This window comes from Thiocapsa rosea, assembly GCF_003634315.1.
In the GTDB taxonomy this organism is placed as follows: domain Bacteria; phylum Pseudomonadota; class Gammaproteobacteria; order Chromatiales; family Chromatiaceae; genus Thiocapsa; species Thiocapsa rosea.
In genome coordinates this window covers 1,245,029-1,260,145 of record NZ_RBXL01000001.1, presented here as the reverse complement: position 1 = coordinate 1,260,145, position 15,117 = coordinate 1,245,029, and the positions used below count along the sequence as shown (strand labels likewise).

The 15,117-nt window shown below is 64.2% G+C and carries 14 protein-coding genes; 8 read left to right on the top strand and 6 right to left on the bottom strand.

Annotated features, from left to right (window positions below; genetic code table 11):
- Positions 1-12 precede the first annotated feature (12 nt).
- The 6 genes from BDD21_RS05855 (at position 13) to BDD21_RS05830 (ending at position 7,323) form a co-directional block, all read left to right on the top strand.
- Complete coding sequence (locus BDD21_RS05855) at positions 13-1,095, top strand: phospholipase A (RefSeq protein ID WP_245969434.1); 1,083 nt, start codon at positions 13-15, stop codon at positions 1,093-1,095.
- A gap of 176 nt (positions 1,096-1,271) precedes the next feature.
- A complete protein-coding gene (locus BDD21_RS05850; RefSeq protein WP_170164692.1) occupies positions 1,272-2,384 on the top strand; it encodes an efflux RND transporter periplasmic adaptor subunit in 1,113 nt (370 codons plus the stop codon).
- A gap of 4 nt (positions 2,385-2,388) precedes the next feature.
- Positions 2,389-5,517 (top strand): efflux RND transporter permease subunit, encoded by a 3,129-nt coding sequence (locus BDD21_RS05845; RefSeq protein ID WP_120796347.1) that lies wholly within the window; start codon positions 2,389-2,391, stop codon positions 5,515-5,517.
- Between the two features lie 268 nt (positions 5,518-5,785).
- Positions 5,786-6,178, top strand: coding sequence for a nucleotidyltransferase domain-containing protein (locus BDD21_RS05840; RefSeq protein ID WP_120796346.1), 393 nt, complete (start codon positions 5,786-5,788; stop codon positions 6,176-6,178).
- A complete protein-coding gene (locus tag BDD21_RS05835; RefSeq protein ID WP_120796345.1) occupies positions 6,157-6,609 on the top strand; it encodes a HEPN domain-containing protein in 453 nt (150 codons plus the stop codon). Before BDD21_RS05840 ends, BDD21_RS05835 begins: the two co-directional genes overlap by 22 nt.
- 129 nt (positions 6,610-6,738) lie before the next feature.
- A complete protein-coding gene (locus BDD21_RS05830) occupies positions 6,739-7,323 on the top strand; it encodes a Uma2 family endonuclease (protein WP_120796344.1) in 585 nt (194 codons plus the stop codon).
- A 34-nt stretch (positions 7,324-7,357) separates the two neighbouring features.
- Here the strand turns inward: BDD21_RS05830 and BDD21_RS05825 are convergent, their stop codons facing one another.
- The 4 genes from BDD21_RS05825 to BDD21_RS05810 form a co-directional block, all read right to left on the bottom strand.
- Positions 7,358-7,666 (bottom strand): hypothetical protein, encoded by a 309-nt coding sequence (locus BDD21_RS05825; protein WP_120796343.1) that lies wholly within the window; start codon positions 7,664-7,666, stop codon positions 7,358-7,360.
- A gap of 21 nt (positions 7,667-7,687) precedes the next feature.
- The gene (locus BDD21_RS05820; RefSeq protein WP_120796342.1) at positions 7,688-7,942 is read right to left on the bottom strand and encodes a Txe/YoeB family addiction module toxin; all 255 of its coding nucleotides are present in this window, start codon (positions 7,940-7,942) and stop codon (positions 7,688-7,690) included.
- Positions 7,939-8,193: a type II toxin-antitoxin system Phd/YefM family antitoxin gene (locus BDD21_RS05815; protein WP_120796341.1), complete on the bottom strand. Its 255-nt coding sequence runs from the start codon at positions 8,191-8,193 to the stop codon at positions 7,939-7,941. The genes BDD21_RS05820 and BDD21_RS05815 overlap by 4 nt, the downstream gene beginning before the upstream one ends.
- A 77-nt stretch (positions 8,194-8,270) precedes the next feature.
- Positions 8,271-9,974, bottom strand: coding sequence for an FAD-dependent oxidoreductase (locus BDD21_RS05810; protein WP_120796340.1), 1,704 nt, complete (start codon positions 9,972-9,974; stop codon positions 8,271-8,273).
- Positions 9,975-10,491: 517 nt separating this feature from the next.
- Between BDD21_RS05810 and BDD21_RS05800 the strand changes: the two genes are divergently transcribed.
- The gene (locus BDD21_RS05800; RefSeq protein WP_147430998.1) at positions 10,492-13,131 is read left to right on the top strand and encodes a mechanosensitive ion channel domain-containing protein; all 2,640 of its coding nucleotides are present in this window, start codon (positions 10,492-10,494) and stop codon (positions 13,129-13,131) included.
- A gap of 182 nt (positions 13,132-13,313) precedes the next feature.
- Positions 13,314-14,147 carry an alpha/beta fold hydrolase gene (locus BDD21_RS05795; protein WP_170164689.1) on the top strand — a complete coding sequence of 278 codons (834 nt, stop codon included), beginning with the start codon at positions 13,314-13,316 and terminating at the stop codon, positions 14,145-14,147.
- Between the two features lie 57 nt (positions 14,148-14,204).
- Here the strand turns inward: BDD21_RS05795 and BDD21_RS05790 are convergent, their stop codons facing one another.
- Together BDD21_RS05790 and BDD21_RS05785 are read right to left on the bottom strand one after the other, a co-directional pair.
- The gene (locus BDD21_RS05790) at positions 14,205-14,675 is read right to left on the bottom strand and encodes a hotdog family protein (protein WP_120796336.1); all 471 of its coding nucleotides are present in this window, start codon (positions 14,673-14,675) and stop codon (positions 14,205-14,207) included.
- 73 nt (positions 14,676-14,748) lie between these two features.
- Positions 14,749-15,090: a hypothetical protein gene (locus BDD21_RS05785; RefSeq protein ID WP_120796335.1), complete on the bottom strand. Its 342-nt coding sequence runs from the start codon at positions 15,088-15,090 to the stop codon at positions 14,749-14,751.
- Positions 15,091-15,117 lie beyond the last annotated feature (27 nt).

Below are 15,117 nucleotides of genomic sequence, written 5' to 3'. Positions count from 1 at the left end.
AACGTGATGGATATGAGCAAATCAAATCGCGTCGGCGTGTTTGCGCTGGCTGCGGTCGTGCTGGTGGCGGGAAGTCCCGCCTTTGCGGAGGGCTCGGCGCCGAGTTTCGCCGAATGCGCGGCGATCGGAACCGATCAAGCGCGGCTCGCCTGTTACGACCGGGCCAGCGGGCGTCTTCCCGTCGCCGAGCCGACCTCCGGCGGCACGGTCCCGGAGCGGACCGCCATGGCTGCACCCGCGGCACCCGTGTCGAGCGGCGACACGCCGGGGGCGGTCGAGCGTATAACCCCTGCCGAGACCTCGCTGATCGACACGGCATGGGCCTTCGATCCGGGATCGAGCGCTTACGATATCCGTTTCTACAACCCCAACTATCTGCTGGTCGGCAACTACACCAGTCGCATCAACAATCGGCCTTTCTCGCCGCTCTTCGATGCCCTCGAAGCCGACGAGCAGGACCTGGACAACACCGAGGCGCGTTTTCAGCTCAGCTTCAAGTTCCGGGTTTGGACGACGGATGATCGACGCTGGGGGGTGTGGGCCGCCTACTCGCAGATGAGCCAGTGGCAGGTCTACAACGAGAAGATCTCGCGCCCCTTTCGCGAGACCAACTACATGCCCGAGTTGATGGTCAGCTTCCGACCGGATATCAGCTTCGGCGGGTTTGATTGGCGCCTGCTCAACGTCGGCTACAATCATCAATCCAACGGCCGATCCGACCCCATCTCGCGCAGTTGGGACCGCATCATCGCCTCGATCGGCATCGAAAGGGGGAACTTCGCGTTGGTCTTGCGGCCTTGGGTGCGTATCGACGAAGGCGACTCCGACGACGACAACCCCGACATTACGGACTATTACGGCTACGGCGATATCACGGCCTTCTATAAGTGGCGTGATCACAGCTTCACCCTCATGGGGCGCGGCAATCCGAGTACCGACAAAGGCGCCGCGCAGTTGACCTGGATGTCGCCGCAGGTGCTCGGACCCTTGCGTGTCTATGTCCGCGCCTTCACCGGCTACGGCGACAGTCTGATCGATTACAACTGGAAGCAGAATACGATCGGGATCGGGATGGCACTGAACGACATCCTCTGATGATGGATTTCCAATAGGGCGCCACGGCGTTTGTGATGTTGCGACCGATGCCGCCGTCACTTGCTGCGGCCTCTGTCCGCGTCTACCATCCCCGGCCATATCAAGTCATTGTTGCCGACGTCCCCGGCATGCCCGCCCGGTCGGCTTGAGACATGCAGCACCCATCTGGAGTCACCATGCAGCGCATTTCGGGAATCTCGGTCTTGATGCTGGCAATCGGCCTCGCCGGGTGCGAGCAGGGCGCGGTGACGGCGCCGGTTGCGGGGCCACCGCCTTCGGTCGGCGTCGCTGCGGCAACCATGCGCGAGGTCACGCCCTCGATGGAGTTCGTTGCCCGCGTGGAGGCGACCGACTCGGTCGATCTGATCGCCCGGGTGAACGGGTTTCTCTTCTCGCGCGAGTTCGAAGAGGGCGCGACCGTCAAGGCGGGTGACCTGCTCTTCCGCATCGAGCGTGAGCCCTTCGAGGCGATCGTGGCGGCACGCCGCGCGGATGTGGAGCGCGCAGAGGCGACACTTCTGAATGCGCGCCTGCAGCGCGAGCGCATCGAGCCGCTGGTGGCGCGCAATTCCGCATCCCAGGCCGAACTCGACCAAGCGGTTGCCGCCCAGCAGGAGGCGAACGCCGCCCGCAGCGCCGCTCTTGCGGCGCTGCAAAGTGCCGAGATCGACTTGGGTTACACCGAGATTCGCGCCCCCTTCGAGGGGACCATCGGTCGCGCCAACTTCGCCGAGGGGGCCGTGGTGGGTCCCGCCTCCGGGTCGCTGGCCCGTCTGGTTCGGCTCGATCCCATCTTCGTCAACATCCCCATTACCGATCGCGCCATGCTGGCCTTCCGCCAAGCGCAGAGCTCGACCGACTTCGCGCCCTATCTGCGGCTGGCCGACGGCAGCATGCTCGAAGAGCCCGGTGTGTTTCAGTTCTTCGACCCCGAGGTGAACGCGACCACCGATACGGTGCGCGTGCGGGCGCTCTTCGACAACACCGACGGGGTGCTGCTCCCGGGTCAGTTCGTCACCGTGAAGGCACGCTCAATGCAGCCCGAGCAGGCCCTGGTGATTCCGCAGGTGGCGGTTCAACAGGATCAGGCCGGCCGACTGGTGCTCACCGTGAACGAGGAGTATCGGGTGCAGGTGACGCGCGTGACGCTCGGCGATCGCATCGACACCGATTGGATCGTGCTTTCCGGGCTCGAGCCGGGCCAGCAGGTGATCGTCGACGGCATCCAGAAGGCGCGTCCGGGTATGATCGTGCAGCCTCTCCCGTCCGCGCTCTACAGCGGAGACTGACCCCATGTTCTCCGCCTTCTTTATCTCCCGCGCCCGCTTTGCGATGGTGATCTCGCTCGTCATCATCATCGCCGGCGTCATCGCTATCCGGGTGCTGCCGGTCGCGCAGTTCCCGGACATCGTCCCGCCGCAGGTCTCGGTGCAGGGCTTCTATCCCGGCGCCAACTCCGAGATCGTCGCCGAGACGGTCGCCGCGCCGATCGAGGCGGAGGTCAACGGCGTCGACGACATGCTCTACATGACCTCGACCAGCGACAATTCGGGCCGCTACCGGCTCGACGTCACCTTCGCGGTCGGCACCGACCCGGACATCGCCGCGGTCAATGTGCAGAACCGCGTCGCTTTGGCCCTGCCGACCCTGCCGAGCGAGGTCACCCAGCAGGGCGTGTCGGTGCGCAAGCAGTCGACCAGCATGTTGCTGACCGTGAACCTGCTCTCGCCGAACGGGACATTCGATCGGCTTTTCCTCTCCAATTACATGGAGATCAACATCCGCGACGCGCTCGCGCGTCTGCCCGGTGTGGGCGAGGCGAGCCAGTTCGGTCCGCTCGACTACGCGATGCGCATCTGGCTCGACCCGCAGGTGATGACATCGCTCGGTGTCAGCGAGGCCGAGGTGGTGGATGCGATCCGTCGCCAGAACCTCCAGGCCGCCGCCGGTCGGCTCGGGGCGCCGCCGGACAACCAGGGGCGCGCCTTCACCTACACGCTCCAGGCCAAGGGGCGGCTGACGACACCCGAGGAGTTCGAGCGCATCCTGGTGCGCACCAACCCGGACGGATCGGTGATCCGCCTGGCCGACGTCGCCCGCATCGAGCTCGGTGCACAGACCTACGACGCCAACGCCTGGATCGACGGCGTGCCGACCGCCGCGCTCGGCATCTATCTCGCGCCGGGCGCCAATGCGCTCGAAACCGCCGACCTGGTCTACGCGACCCTGGACCAGCTCGCCGAGCGTTTCCCGGACGACCTCGAATACGACATCTACTACGACACCACCGACTTCGTGCGCATCAGTATGCGCAACGTGGTGATCACGCTCCTGCAGGCGCTCTCGCTGGTCATCCTGGTGACCTACGCCTTTCTCGGGGACTGGCGCTCGACCCTGATCCCGGTGCTGGCGATCCCGGGCTCGATCATCGGGACCTTCGCGATCCTGCTGGCCGCGGGTCTGTCGATCAACACCGTCTCGATGTTCGCCATCATTCTGGCGATCGGCATCGTCGTGGACGACGCCATCGTCGTGGTCGAGAACACCCAGCGTCTCATCGACGAGGAGAAGCTCAGCGCCAAGGAGGCGGCCAAGCGTGCGATGCAGCAGGTCACGGGTCCCGTCGTCGCAACCACGCTGGTGCTCTACGCGGTCTTCGTGCCGACCGCCTTTCTGCCCGGCATCACCGGCCAGCTCTATCTGCAATTCGCGGTGACCATTTCGGTCGCGGTGACCCTGTCCTCGCTCATCGCGCTGACCCTGAGTCCGGCGCTGTGCGGTCTGCTGCTGCGTCCTTCGCGCGAGCCGCGCGGTCCGCTGCGCTGGTTCTTCAATTTCCTGGACTGGAGCCGCGACGGCTATGCGCGCAGCGTCGCCTCGCTCGGGCGCCGCTCCTTCATCGCCGTGCTCATCATCGTCGCCTCCATGGCCGGGACCGTCTGGCTCTTCGAGAAGGTGCCGACCGGCTTCATCCCGAACGAGGATACCGGCTACTTCTTTATCGATGTGTCGCTACCGGACGCCTCGTCCATCGACCGCACGGGCGCGGTTCTGCAAGAGGTGCAGCAGTTACTTGCGGCCGAGCCGGAGATCGACCATGTCCTGACCGTCGCCGGTTTCAGTCTGCTGGCCGGGGTCCGTTCGAGCGGCGGTCTGGCCATCGCCGTGCTCAAGCACTGGGACGACCGACCGGGGGCGCAAAGCACCTCCGATGCCGTGCTCGCGCGCATCCAACCGAAGCTCTTGGCGTTGCCTCAAGCGACCGTCTTCGCCTTCGCGGCTCCGCCAATCCAGGGCCTGGGCACCGCAGGCGGCATCGAGATGGAGCTGTTGGACCTGACCGGGCGTCCGCCGGACGAGCTGGCGCAGGCACTTCAGGGATTCATCATCAACACCAACGAGAACCCCGAAATTCGCCGCGCCTTCTCGACCTTCAGTGCCCAGACGCCGCAGTTGTTCCTCGACATCGACCGCGAGAAGGCCGAGACCCTGGGCGTGCGCCTGTCCGATCTCTTCGTGACCCTGCAGGCCAATCTCGGCTCGCTCTATGTCAACGACTTCAACCTCTTCGGGCGGACCTTCCGCGTCTTCCTGCAGGCCGATGCGCCCTTCCGGATGACGCCGGAGGATCTGAACCGGCTGCATGTCCGCAACAACCGCGGCGAGATGGTCCCGATCCAATCCCTGGTGACGGTCGAGCCCGTGCTCGGCCCCGAGAGCACGCGGCGCTTCAACATGTTCCGCGCCGCCAGCGTGAACGTCACTCCGGTCGGCAGCACCGGCGAGGGCATCGAGGCCCTGCGCGAGATCGAGCGCAATACCCTCCCGCCCGGCTTCGCCATCGACTGGAGCGGCACCACCTTCCAGGAGGTGCAGGCCGGCGGTGAGGCCGCCGTGGTGCTGATGCTCGCGCTGCTCTTCGTCTACCTCTTCTTGGTCGCCCAGTACGAGAGCTGGACGGTGCCGACCGCGGTCATCCTGTCGGTGGTCATCGCCGCCCTCGGGGGCTTGGCCGCGACCTGGCTGACCGGGCTCGACAACAACGTCTACACGCAGATCGGGTTGGTCATGCTGATCGGGCTTGCGAGCAAGAACGCCATCCTGATCGTCGAGTTCGCCAAGCAGCTGCGCGAGGAGGGGCGCTCCATCCAACAGGCCGCAGCCGACGCCGCCCGCATCCGCTATCGCGCGGTGCTCATGACCGCGGTCAGCTTTATCCTCGGCATGCTGCCGCTGGTGCTGGTGACCGGTGCGGGCGCGGCGAGCCAGCTCTCGCTCGGTGTCGTGGTCCTGGGCGGTATGAGTGCCGCGACCTTCCTCGGCATCTTCGTGATCCCGCCGCTCTATGTCTTCGTGCAAAGTCTGCGCGAGAGGGTGAAAGGCAGCCCGGCGCCCGGTGTTGAAAAGCCGGCGGATTCATAGCCCGCCGTTTCATAGCCCGCGGGGGATCATCACGTCGAGCTCGACCTGCTCGCCGACAGCCGAGCGTGAGGAGATTTCCGAGGTGCCGTTCATTCGTGGGAGCGGCCACCTAAAGCTTTTAAGGGACTCGTGACACCCGCTCCGCGGTGTCACGCATGCCGTGGCGCTCTGCGCCACGTGCCGTATTGGTCGCAGCTCAAGCAACCCCCGCCATCCGGCACCTGTCCAAACCCTCGACGACGTGCCGGATCAAGGACACAATCCCGAGATGTCCGCCCGATCAAGCCTTTTTGCCCCGATCAATTGCCCCGCAGGCACTCCCTTTACGCCGGGCGAGCAGCGTTTGCTGGCGAACTTCGTCGCAAACTGTCTGGATCGGCTCGACAGCACCACCATCGAGCGAATCCTGGTGTTCGGCAGCCGGGCTCGGGGCGAGGGTGTAGAGGACTCGGACCTGGATCTCGCAATCTTCGTCTCGCGCGATGCGCCCCGGGCGATCGCGCGAGACCTGTCCGACATCGCGGAGTCCACGCAAGAGGGCTGGGAGGATCTCCCGCACCTGCGGCCCATCGTCATCCGCGAGGGTGATCGGACGAGCCGCCGACTGCTGAACGACATTATGCAAGAGGGGATCGAGCTATGGGCGAAGACGAGCGCTTAAGTGCGGTAGCCGACGAGCTGGGGCTGCTGCTCGACGAGTTGCGCAGCTTCCGCGCCAATCGGCAGGTCGGCGTCCATCGCAAGTGCATCTCCAACCTCTATTATGCCGCGTTTCACGCGGTCCGTGCCCTTTTGTTCAGCCATGGTTTGGAGACGAAGACGCATGAAGGCACGCAGCGGCTCTTCGCGGTCCACTTCGTCCGATCCGGAGCCTTCGATCGGCAGCACCTGAAGACGCTCGGACAGCTCGAGGCCGACCGACTGCGTGCGGACTACCAAGGTTTCCACCAATTCGATGCCGAGGACGTGACCCGCGCGCGCGTACCTGTCATGGCGCTGGTAGCCGCCGCGATCGACGATCTCGAGGTTCGCGTACCGTCCATTGAATCGATTACGCCGTCGATTCGCGCCGAGATCGACGGCGACGGTTGATCGACAAAGACCGCCGAGTCCGATCGACTGCTTGTTCGAGCAGACATTGCGGGGTATGTTCAGTCCCCGGTCACGATCCGCGTGCAAACTCGTTCAAGCGTTGTCTCGGTCCGGACCCGGAGTCCAATCATGTCTCTTCAACCCAAACATCACCTTGATTTCGCAGACTGGCTCGCCGCCGAACGTGCATCGGATCAGGGCCGTACCCAATATTTGAATGGCGAAGTCTTCGCCATGGCGAGCGGCTCGGAGGCGCACAACCTGATTGCCGGTAACGTGCATGGCGAGCTTCGATCTTGCTTCAAGGGCCGCCCCTGCTATGTCTACACCAGCGACATGAAGGTCCGCGTCGAGTCCGCCAAACTAGGCGCCTATCCGGACGTGATTGCGGTTTGCGGAGAACGACAATTTTTGGATGATCGCCGCGATATCATCACGAACCCCGCACTCATCGTCGAGGTCCTCTCAGACAGCACCGAAGCCTATGACCGGGGCGACAAGTTCGCCTACTACAGGTCCATCCCCAGTTTGCGAGCCTATCTGTTGCTGTCCCAGCAACGGGTGAGCGCCGAACTCTTCCTGCGACAACCGAGCGGCGATTGGTTGCTTTCCGTCTACACCGACCCGAGCGACCGCATCCCTTTGACGGCGCTCGACACCGAGCTGTCGCTGGCCGAGGTCTATGACAAAGTCGAACTCACTGCCGACCATTAGCGTCATCGCGTGTTGACCGATTCGTGTCGAGCAATCAGCTCTCGATCGATCCCTCCGGACGAGCTGCATCGACCAATATGAAACGCTGTTTCGTTCGCACCGAAACAACTCTGAAGGTTAATCGGGCCTTCTTGTTCTCCCAGTTCGTCTTGAATGCCCCGATGTCTTGAAGGTCGCGATCGACCCATCCCGAGACGAGCTGACCGTCGTCGAGCCGACACTCGAAGCGCCGTGACTCAGGAAGGATCCCCATCAATACGCCGGAGTGCTCCTCGGTGCGCTCGGCAATGTCTTCGTCGTTTAGTGCGTCGAGTACATGCTCGACCTCGATTCCCCGTTTCAAATGCACGCTCTTGCTAAGGGTTCAGTAATGGTATCGGCACTGAACAATGATCAGCGATGAATCCTTGACCCGATAGACCAGTCGGTGCTCGCGATCGATGCGCCGCGACCAGTACCCGGACCATTGATGCTTCAAGGGCTCGGGGTCTCCGAGTCCTTGAAATGGCTGTCGTTGCATGTCCTGGATCAGGGTGTTGATCCGTTTAAGCGTCTTTCTGTCTGTTTGCTGCCAATAAAGATAGTCATCCCATGCGGGCTCCGCCCAGGCGAGGATCATTCTTCCATCAGCTCATGGTGCTGGATCTTCCCGGCCTCGACCTCGGCGATGGCGCGATTCAGACGCTCGGCATTTCGAGGACTCGCCATCAAGTAAGCCGTTTCTTCATAGGCATGGAAATCCTCCAGGCTCATGACAACGGCCGGTTTGCCGTTCTGGCGTGTGACCAGGATGGGCGTGTGATCGTCGTTGACCTTGTCGAGCATGCTGGCAAGGTGGGTTCTGAAGGCCGAGTAGCTGATGGTGTCCATCTTGCTGTGATCTCCTGCAGTTGTACCTATTATCGTACTTGTACTGCAGATCGTACGCAACGGGACAGCTAGAAGGTCTACTTCTCCTTCGCGAAAGGCCAGGCGACAACACCGCCTTCCATCACCTTCACGTTGGTCCAGCCATGCGCGTCGAGGATGGCCGCGCCTTCGTAGCCGCGCAGCGAGATCTTGCAGTAGAGGATGATCTCCTTGGACTTGTCCTGCGGCAGCTCGCCGAGCCGGTCGCGTAATGCGCCGAGCGGGATCAGGGTCTCGCCGATACCCAGACGTGTCTCCTCGAACTCATGAGGACTGCGGGTATCCAGGATGAAGCAGTCTGCGCCGGCGTCGACGCGCTGTTTGACCTCGCTCGCCGAGAGTCCGCGCATACGGCCCTGGAGCTTGTTGTCCATGACCTGGGCGGAGCTGATCACATGATCGATGGCGAGCGAGTAGGGCGGGGCGTAGGGCAAATCGGCGTTGACCATGTCATCGACGGTCAGCTTGCCTCGGATCGCCATCGCGACGGTCGCCACGCGCTTGCTCACGTCGCCGGGGCCGATGCATTGGAAGCCGAGGATGCGGCCGGTCTTGCGATCGGCGACCAGCTTGCTGATCAGAAGCTTGCCGCTCATGTAGCCGGGGATGTCGAGCCCGGAGATGATCGCCGTCTCGATGTCGTCGAAACCCGCCTCGCGGGCATCCTTGGCCGAGAGCCCGGTAAAGCCGACCGCGTAGTCGAAGATCTTGCAGATGCCGGTCTGGATGATGCCGGGGAAGCGGGCGCTGCCCTCGTTCACCAGGTTCTGACCGGCGACGCGTCCCTGCAGGTTGGCAAGGTCGCCGTACGGCGCGCGCACCGCCTTGCCGCTGACCAGCGAGGTGCACTCCACGCAGTCCCCGACGGCATAGATGTCCGGATCGGAGGTCTGCATGTATTCGTTGACGCGGATGCCGCCGACCGGGCCGATCTCGATCCCGGCGGCTTGGGCGAGTTTGACATTGGGTCTGACCCCAACGGCGATGACGGCGACCTCGCAGGGCAGCTCGGTGCCGTTGTCGAGCTTAACGCCGACGAGCTTGCCGTTGTCGCCAAGGAGCTCCGCCACGCCGTTGCCGACGATGATGTCCGGGCCGTGCGCGCGGACGTGGTTCTCGACCAGCTTCGATAGGTCCGGATCAAGAAAAGGCAGGATCTGCCGGGTCTTCTCGATCACGGTCGTGTGAATCCCGGCGAGCCGCAGTGCCTCGCAAACCTCGAAGCCGATCAGGCCGCCGCCGACGACGACGGCCTTCGTCGTCTTTCTCTCGTCGCGGACCGCCCGCAGTGCATCTGCATCGGCCATCGAATGCAGCGTCGTGACACCGTCGAGCTCGATGCCCGGCACGGACGGGCGCAGCGGCGTCGCACCCGTTGCGATGACCAGCCGATCATAAGGGATGGTGGACTGCTCGCCGGTCGGTAGATCCCGATAGGTGACGGTCTTCGCAACACGATCGATCTCGGTCGCCTCGGTGCGCACGAGTGCTTGAATGCGCTTGGCCTTTCCGTAGAAGGCCGGGTCGCGGACGATCCCCGCAGGTGTGCAGACGAGCATGTTGCGGTCGTCGAAGGTGCCGCCGACGTAGTAAGGAAAGCCGCAGGAGGCCATGGACAGATCCGGCTCGCGCTGGATCAGGGTGATCTCGGCATGCTCGTCCATCCGGCGGGCCTTGGCGGCGGCCTTGGGGCCGGCGGCGGAGCCGCCGATGACAACGATACGCAGGGGTTGCGACGACATAGATCAAGTCTCTCGGTTGAGCGGAAACGAGTGAGGTGGCGCGGCCGGCCGGGTGCACGATCGGGTGAGGCGTCGGAGTGGGTTGATCGAACGGTGTCGGCCGAGCGGTTCAACACAGGAAGTGTGATCCATTCGGCTGCCGCCGGAATTGCGGATCCGCAACAGTCGGGGAAACGAGCTTGATCCGGGACAGGTTCCGGCGTGAAGGAGGCTTGCCGGGGACGTCGCGCATCCGGTGGTCGTCGGAGAATTCTTCGTTGTCGTTGTCGTTGTCGTAATCGGATGCCGGACGACAACGACAACGAGCCTTCGGCCACTTTCGATCATCGCCGAAGAATCCCGCATGTAAACCGGCCCTTTCGATCGCACGACGGGGCTGGTTTCGCATCTCCTCTTCGATCCACGTTACACTGTCGCGAAATGCCGTCCTGGCGATAACCATCGAACAGGTGACCATTTGTCGACTGCCAGCCCAGCACAGGTTTTGATTCTTGCCCTCGTCCTCGTGACGTCCCCGTTGATCACCAATGCCCAGTCCGGGCCTGCCCGATCCAATCTCGAGCAGGGCGGTTCCGCCGATATCAGCACCGCCGATTCCGAGATGTCGGATGTTTCCGAATCTCCCGATCAACCCCGGGAGCAACGCCGGGATCCGTCCTCGACGCAACGCACCGATCGGCCCGACATCGCCTTTGATCCTGCGCAGGTCGGACTGCCGGGATTCACCGAGCCACGCACGAGCGCGGAGGACTACGCCGAGATCACCTCGCTCATCGACGCGCGGATCGCGGAGCTCGCGGCTGAGGCTCGGGATCCGGAGCAGGACGACGCGACGGAACAGACCCCGGGTCCGGCACAGGATGCGCGGATCGCCTTGCTCGGCGAGCTGCGCACCGCGGTCCAGCGCGAGTCCGTCCTGGCCGCGCGGCTGCGCGAGTTGGATGGGGCGCTGGCAGAGTCGCAGGCGGCTGCCGAGAACGGCGAGCCGCCCGACCTGGACCTCGGCGTCGAGCCGCCCTATCCGCTGCGATTGTTGGACGAACTTCGGGCCAAGCGGAATCTTGCCGAGCACGCGCGTGAAGACGCCGCGCGTTTACGTAGCCAGGCCGATCGCCGGGTTGCCGCGGCCGATCGAAGCCATGAAGCCTCGGTGCGCGAGCGACGCCTCGCCCGAGATCGCTTGGCGGTCGCTCGGGATCAGGCCCAAGGGCAGGCGCAGGCCGGGCTGGACATTGCGTCGCTCGAACGCGATCTGGAGGTTGCTCGCCTGGCTGTCCTCGTGACCCTTCAGGAGCGCGAGTCCGCACAGGTCGGGGCCGCCTTGGCCGAGCGCGAGGATGCCCTGGCCGCCGCTCGGCTCGCCCGGCTGCAGACCCGAATCGCCCATGTCGCCCGCGATGTCGTCTTCACGCGCGAGGCATTGGATGAACGCCTTGCCGAGATACAGGCTCGGGAAGAGGCGGTCCGTGCAGATATCGCCTCACTCGTGGAGGCCGGCGATGCGGCCGAGCTGGCGCTGTTTCAGGCGCGACGTCGCTTGGGGCTCATGACCTCCGATGCCACCGATCGCGATCGCGCACAGGAGCAAGTGCTCACGCGCGAAGCGGAGCTGGCAGCCGCGCGCAAAGGCGTCGAATACCTGCATCAAGCGTTGGGCCTCGCCGGTTCGGCGCGAACCCTTTACGAGCGGCGTTATGCGCTTCTGCAGGGTGAGGAGAGCGCGCTCTGGCCGACCTGGCTGCGCGAGACCCAGTCTCTGATCACAGACATGATTGATGAGAGTGCGTTCGCACAGGCGGAGCTCGACGCCTTGAGGTCCATGCAGCTCGCGCTCGCGCGTCGTCTTGCCCGTGCGGATCTCGGCGCCGGGGTCGAGCAGGCGATCCGCGAGCGTGTCGGGGCGCTCGAGGCGCAGGAGGAGCGCGCGCGGGAGATGCTGCTCGTGAAGGATCAGGTGCAGTCGCTTGCCCAGCGCCTGCGCGACCAGCTCGACCCCTTGGTGAGCGAGCGTTCGCTCGGTCAGCACCTGGATACCGCCAAGCTTCAATTGGCGGCGTGGTGGAACACTGAGCTCTTCGTCATCCAGGATCACGGGATTTACGCACGCGACCTGGTGACCGGTGCAGTGGTCTTTACCTTGGTCCTGATGCTCGTGTCCTTCCTGCGCACCCTGTTGCGGCGCACCGTACTGCCCAAGCTGGTCGAGGGTTCGGAGACCGAGCGCAAGACGGCGCGTGCCGCCGTTCTGGCCCTGATCCGCAACACCAACCAGGTGTTCGTCCTGATCGTTGCCTTCTACGCGGCCATGACCGTCTCCGGCCTGGCTCAAGGTCACCTGAAGGTCTGGCTGTGGACGCTCTTGGTGGTGGCCGTCTACGTGCAGGTCGGGATCTGGGCGACCGCGGGCCTGGTCGACTTCGTACAGCGCCAGCGCAGCAAGAAAGAGCTGCTGGACCCCTCGGCCGTCACGGGTTACGGCCTTCTGTTGTTCTTTCTGCGGGTCGGCGTGTGGATCGTCGTCGTGGTTTCGGTCATGGCCCACTTCAAGTATCCGATCGCCGGTCTGATCGGTGCGCTGGGTGTCGGCGGTATCGCCGTGGCCTTTGCGGTGCAGAACATCCTCTCCGACGTCTTCCATTCCATGGCCATCATCCTGGATAAGCCCTTCAAGGTCGGAGACTTCGTCATCGCCGGCGAGACCCTCGGGGTCGTCGACAGCATCGGCGTGAAGACCACGCGCATCCGCAGCCTCTCGGGCGAGATGGTGGTCATGTCCAACACCAATCTGCTCAACAGCACGTTGCGTAACTACAAGCACATGCGCGAGCGTCGCGTGGTCTTCAAGCTGGGTGTCGTCTACGAGACCCCGCCCGATCGGCTCGAGCGCATCCCGAAGATGATCGAGGAGATCGTCCGGGCTCAGCGGTTCACCCGTTTCGATCGTGCCCACTTCGCCGCATACGGTGATTTTTCGCTGGACTTCGAGGTGGTCTACTATGTCATCGGTGCGGACTTCACGCTCTACATGGACATCCAACAGGCCATCAACCTCGCGATCTATCGCAAGTTCCAGGAGGAGGGCATCCAGTTTGCGTATCCGACTCAGGAGCTGATCGTGCGCCGGCCCCCGGGCGAACTCGGCCGGGCGTCGGCTTGATGTCGGGGGGCTTGCGCTTCCTTGCCGCAGTCGGTGTCCTCTGCGTCTCTGCGGCTGTCCAGTCCGGAGTTGGCCCGCCCGGAGCGTATCAAACCAGAGCCGACCACCCCGGAGTTGATCAACCTGGATTCGAGAACCCGAGCCCCGCAACGAAATCGGCGGACCTCAACGGAGTCGATACCATGATCGAACGCGCGTCCATCGACGATATCGAGATCGCCTACCGGATCGTCGGGCCGTCCCGAGACGGTGTCCCCGTGCTCATGATCATGGGCTACGGCGGGTTGATGGAGATGTGGCCTCCGACGATCGTCGAGACGCTGGCCCGCACCCGCCCGGTTATCGTCTTCGACAATCGCGGTATGGGTGACAGCACCTCTTCGGATCAGGACTATTCGATCGCGCGTTTTGCCGCCGATGCCCATGCCCTGCTGCAGGCGCTGGACATCGACCGCGCCCACGTCCTGGGCTGGTCCATGGGATCCTATATCGCGCAGGAGCTTGCGCTTGCGCACCCGGAGACTGTCGAGCAGCTCGTCCTCTTGTCGGCCTCCTGCGGCGGCGCGGAGGCGATCTGGCCCGACGAGGCGGTCTGGCGGAGGCTGGTGGACATGTCCGGGACCCTCGAAGAGCGCATCCGGCGGATGTTCGAGAACCTCTTCCCGCCCGAATGGCTGCAGGAGACCCCGGACCCGATGCAGGTCTTTCCGCCGATCACGGCACCGATCGACGACTCGAATCTGCTGCGCCAAGCCGACACACTGCGCGCCTGGCCCGGCGTCTGCCCAAGACTGTCCGAGATCGCCGCCCCAACCCTCGTGATGACCGGCACCGAGGATGTCGTCATCCCGCCGCGCAATGCATGGATCATCGGCGAGCGCATCGCCGGCGCCTCCGTCATTCAGATCAAGGGTGGCGGACACGGGTTCTTTTATCAGGCACCTGAACAGACCGCCCGCTATCTTGCCGCCTTCCTCGACGGCGAACAGGTACACCCGCACCCCGGCGGCTTCTGAGGATATCTCCGAAGCCAAACGCACAATAAAAACGACGCATGTCGTTCGGGACGCGGTTTAGCCTCCGATATTCTCCTCCCACCAAGCCCGATAGGCCGCGTCGGGCGGCACCACCTTGGCGGTCGCCTCGCTGATGCGGTTGCCCTCGGGGTCGGCGATGGCGATCTGCATCTCGACGATCCCGCCGCGGATCAGGCGTGCGACCTCGAGCGTCACGACCAGCTCGTCGCCGGGATACAGGGGGCGGCGCAGGCGCTCGGGCGAGAAGGTCAAGCCCAGTGTCCCGTCGCCCGGAAACTCGGTTCCGAAGAGGGCGGAGATGCGGGTCTGCACGAGTCCGCCCGGGACGATGATGTCGCGGGCATCCGGGAACCGGACCCGTGCCGCATCGAGGTCACGATGGATCGCGTTGTGATCGCAGACCAGGGCACAGTAGCGATCGACCTCCTCGCGGCTGAAGCTCAGGCGCGCCTCGTGGCGCATGCCGACCTCGAGCATCGCGGCGGTCAAGCAGCGAGTTGGCGTCATGGTTGGGATCTCCCTGTTGTCCTGCTGAGTCCGGAACGGGTGTTCGCGGCCTTTGCGGCGATCGCGACGCCGCTCAAATGACTTCCAGCGCGCGGATCAGCGCCATGACGTCCGGCTCTTCGGCGAGCTCGCCTTCCCAGACCCGATAGACGCGGGTGTCGGGCGGGACGCCTAGGGTCAGCTCGGTGATGAAACCGGTCGCGCCTTCGGGTGCCGGGTGCTCCCGGGGAGCACCCAAGGCATCGATCAGGGCGGCGATCTCGCGGGTTTGACCCTCCTCGAGCGCGCCTTGGCGCGGCTTGTGGCTGGTGTGGTCGCCGCAGTCGACCCGATAGGCGCCCGTGGGCTCCAGGGTGATCTCCAGCGTATAGTCGTCTTGTCCGACGACCCGGTAGTTGACGCGCGGTAGGGACATGACGTGTTTGCCTCCCTTGTGGTGATA

Excerpts from the sequence above, each read along its gene's own strand:
- BDD21_RS05845 (WP_120796347.1), top strand. The coding sequence starts at position 2,389 with ATGTTCTCCGCCTTCTTTATCTCCCGCGCCCGCTTTGCGATGGTGATC.
- BDD21_RS05840 (WP_120796346.1), top strand. The coding sequence starts at position 5,786 with ATGTCCGCCCGATCAAGCCTTTTTGCCCCGATCAATTGCCCCGCAGGC.
- BDD21_RS05835 (WP_120796345.1), top strand. The coding sequence starts at position 6,157 with ATGGGCGAAGACGAGCGCTTAAGTGCGGTAGCCGACGAGCTGGGGCTG.
- BDD21_RS05785 (WP_120796335.1), bottom strand. The coding sequence starts at position 15,090 with ATGTCCCTACCGCGCGTCAACTACCGGGTCGTCGGACAAGACGACTAT.
- BDD21_RS05850 (WP_170164692.1), top strand. The coding sequence starts at position 1,272 with ATGCAGCGCATTTCGGGAATCTCGGTCTTGATGCTGGCAATCGGCCTC.
- BDD21_RS05855 (WP_245969434.1), top strand. The coding sequence starts at position 13 with ATGAGCAAATCAAATCGCGTCGGCGTGTTTGCGCTGGCTGCGGTCGTG.
- BDD21_RS05790 (WP_120796336.1), bottom strand. The coding sequence starts at position 14,675 with ATGACGCCAACTCGCTGCTTGACCGCCGCGATGCTCGAGGTCGGCATG.
- BDD21_RS05830 (WP_120796344.1), top strand. The coding sequence starts at position 6,739 with ATGTCTCTTCAACCCAAACATCACCTTGATTTCGCAGACTGGCTCGCC.
- BDD21_RS05815 (WP_120796341.1), bottom strand. The coding sequence starts at position 8,193 with ATGGACACCATCAGCTACTCGGCCTTCAGAACCCACCTTGCCAGCATG.
- BDD21_RS05795 (WP_170164689.1), top strand. The coding sequence starts at position 13,314 with ATGATCGAACGCGCGTCCATCGACGATATCGAGATCGCCTACCGGATC.
- BDD21_RS05810 (WP_120796340.1), bottom strand. The coding sequence starts at position 9,974 with ATGTCGTCGCAACCCCTGCGTATCGTTGTCATCGGCGGCTCCGCCGCC.
- BDD21_RS05820 (WP_120796342.1), bottom strand. The coding sequence starts at position 7,942 with ATGATCCTCGCCTGGGCGGAGCCCGCATGGGATGACTATCTTTATTGG.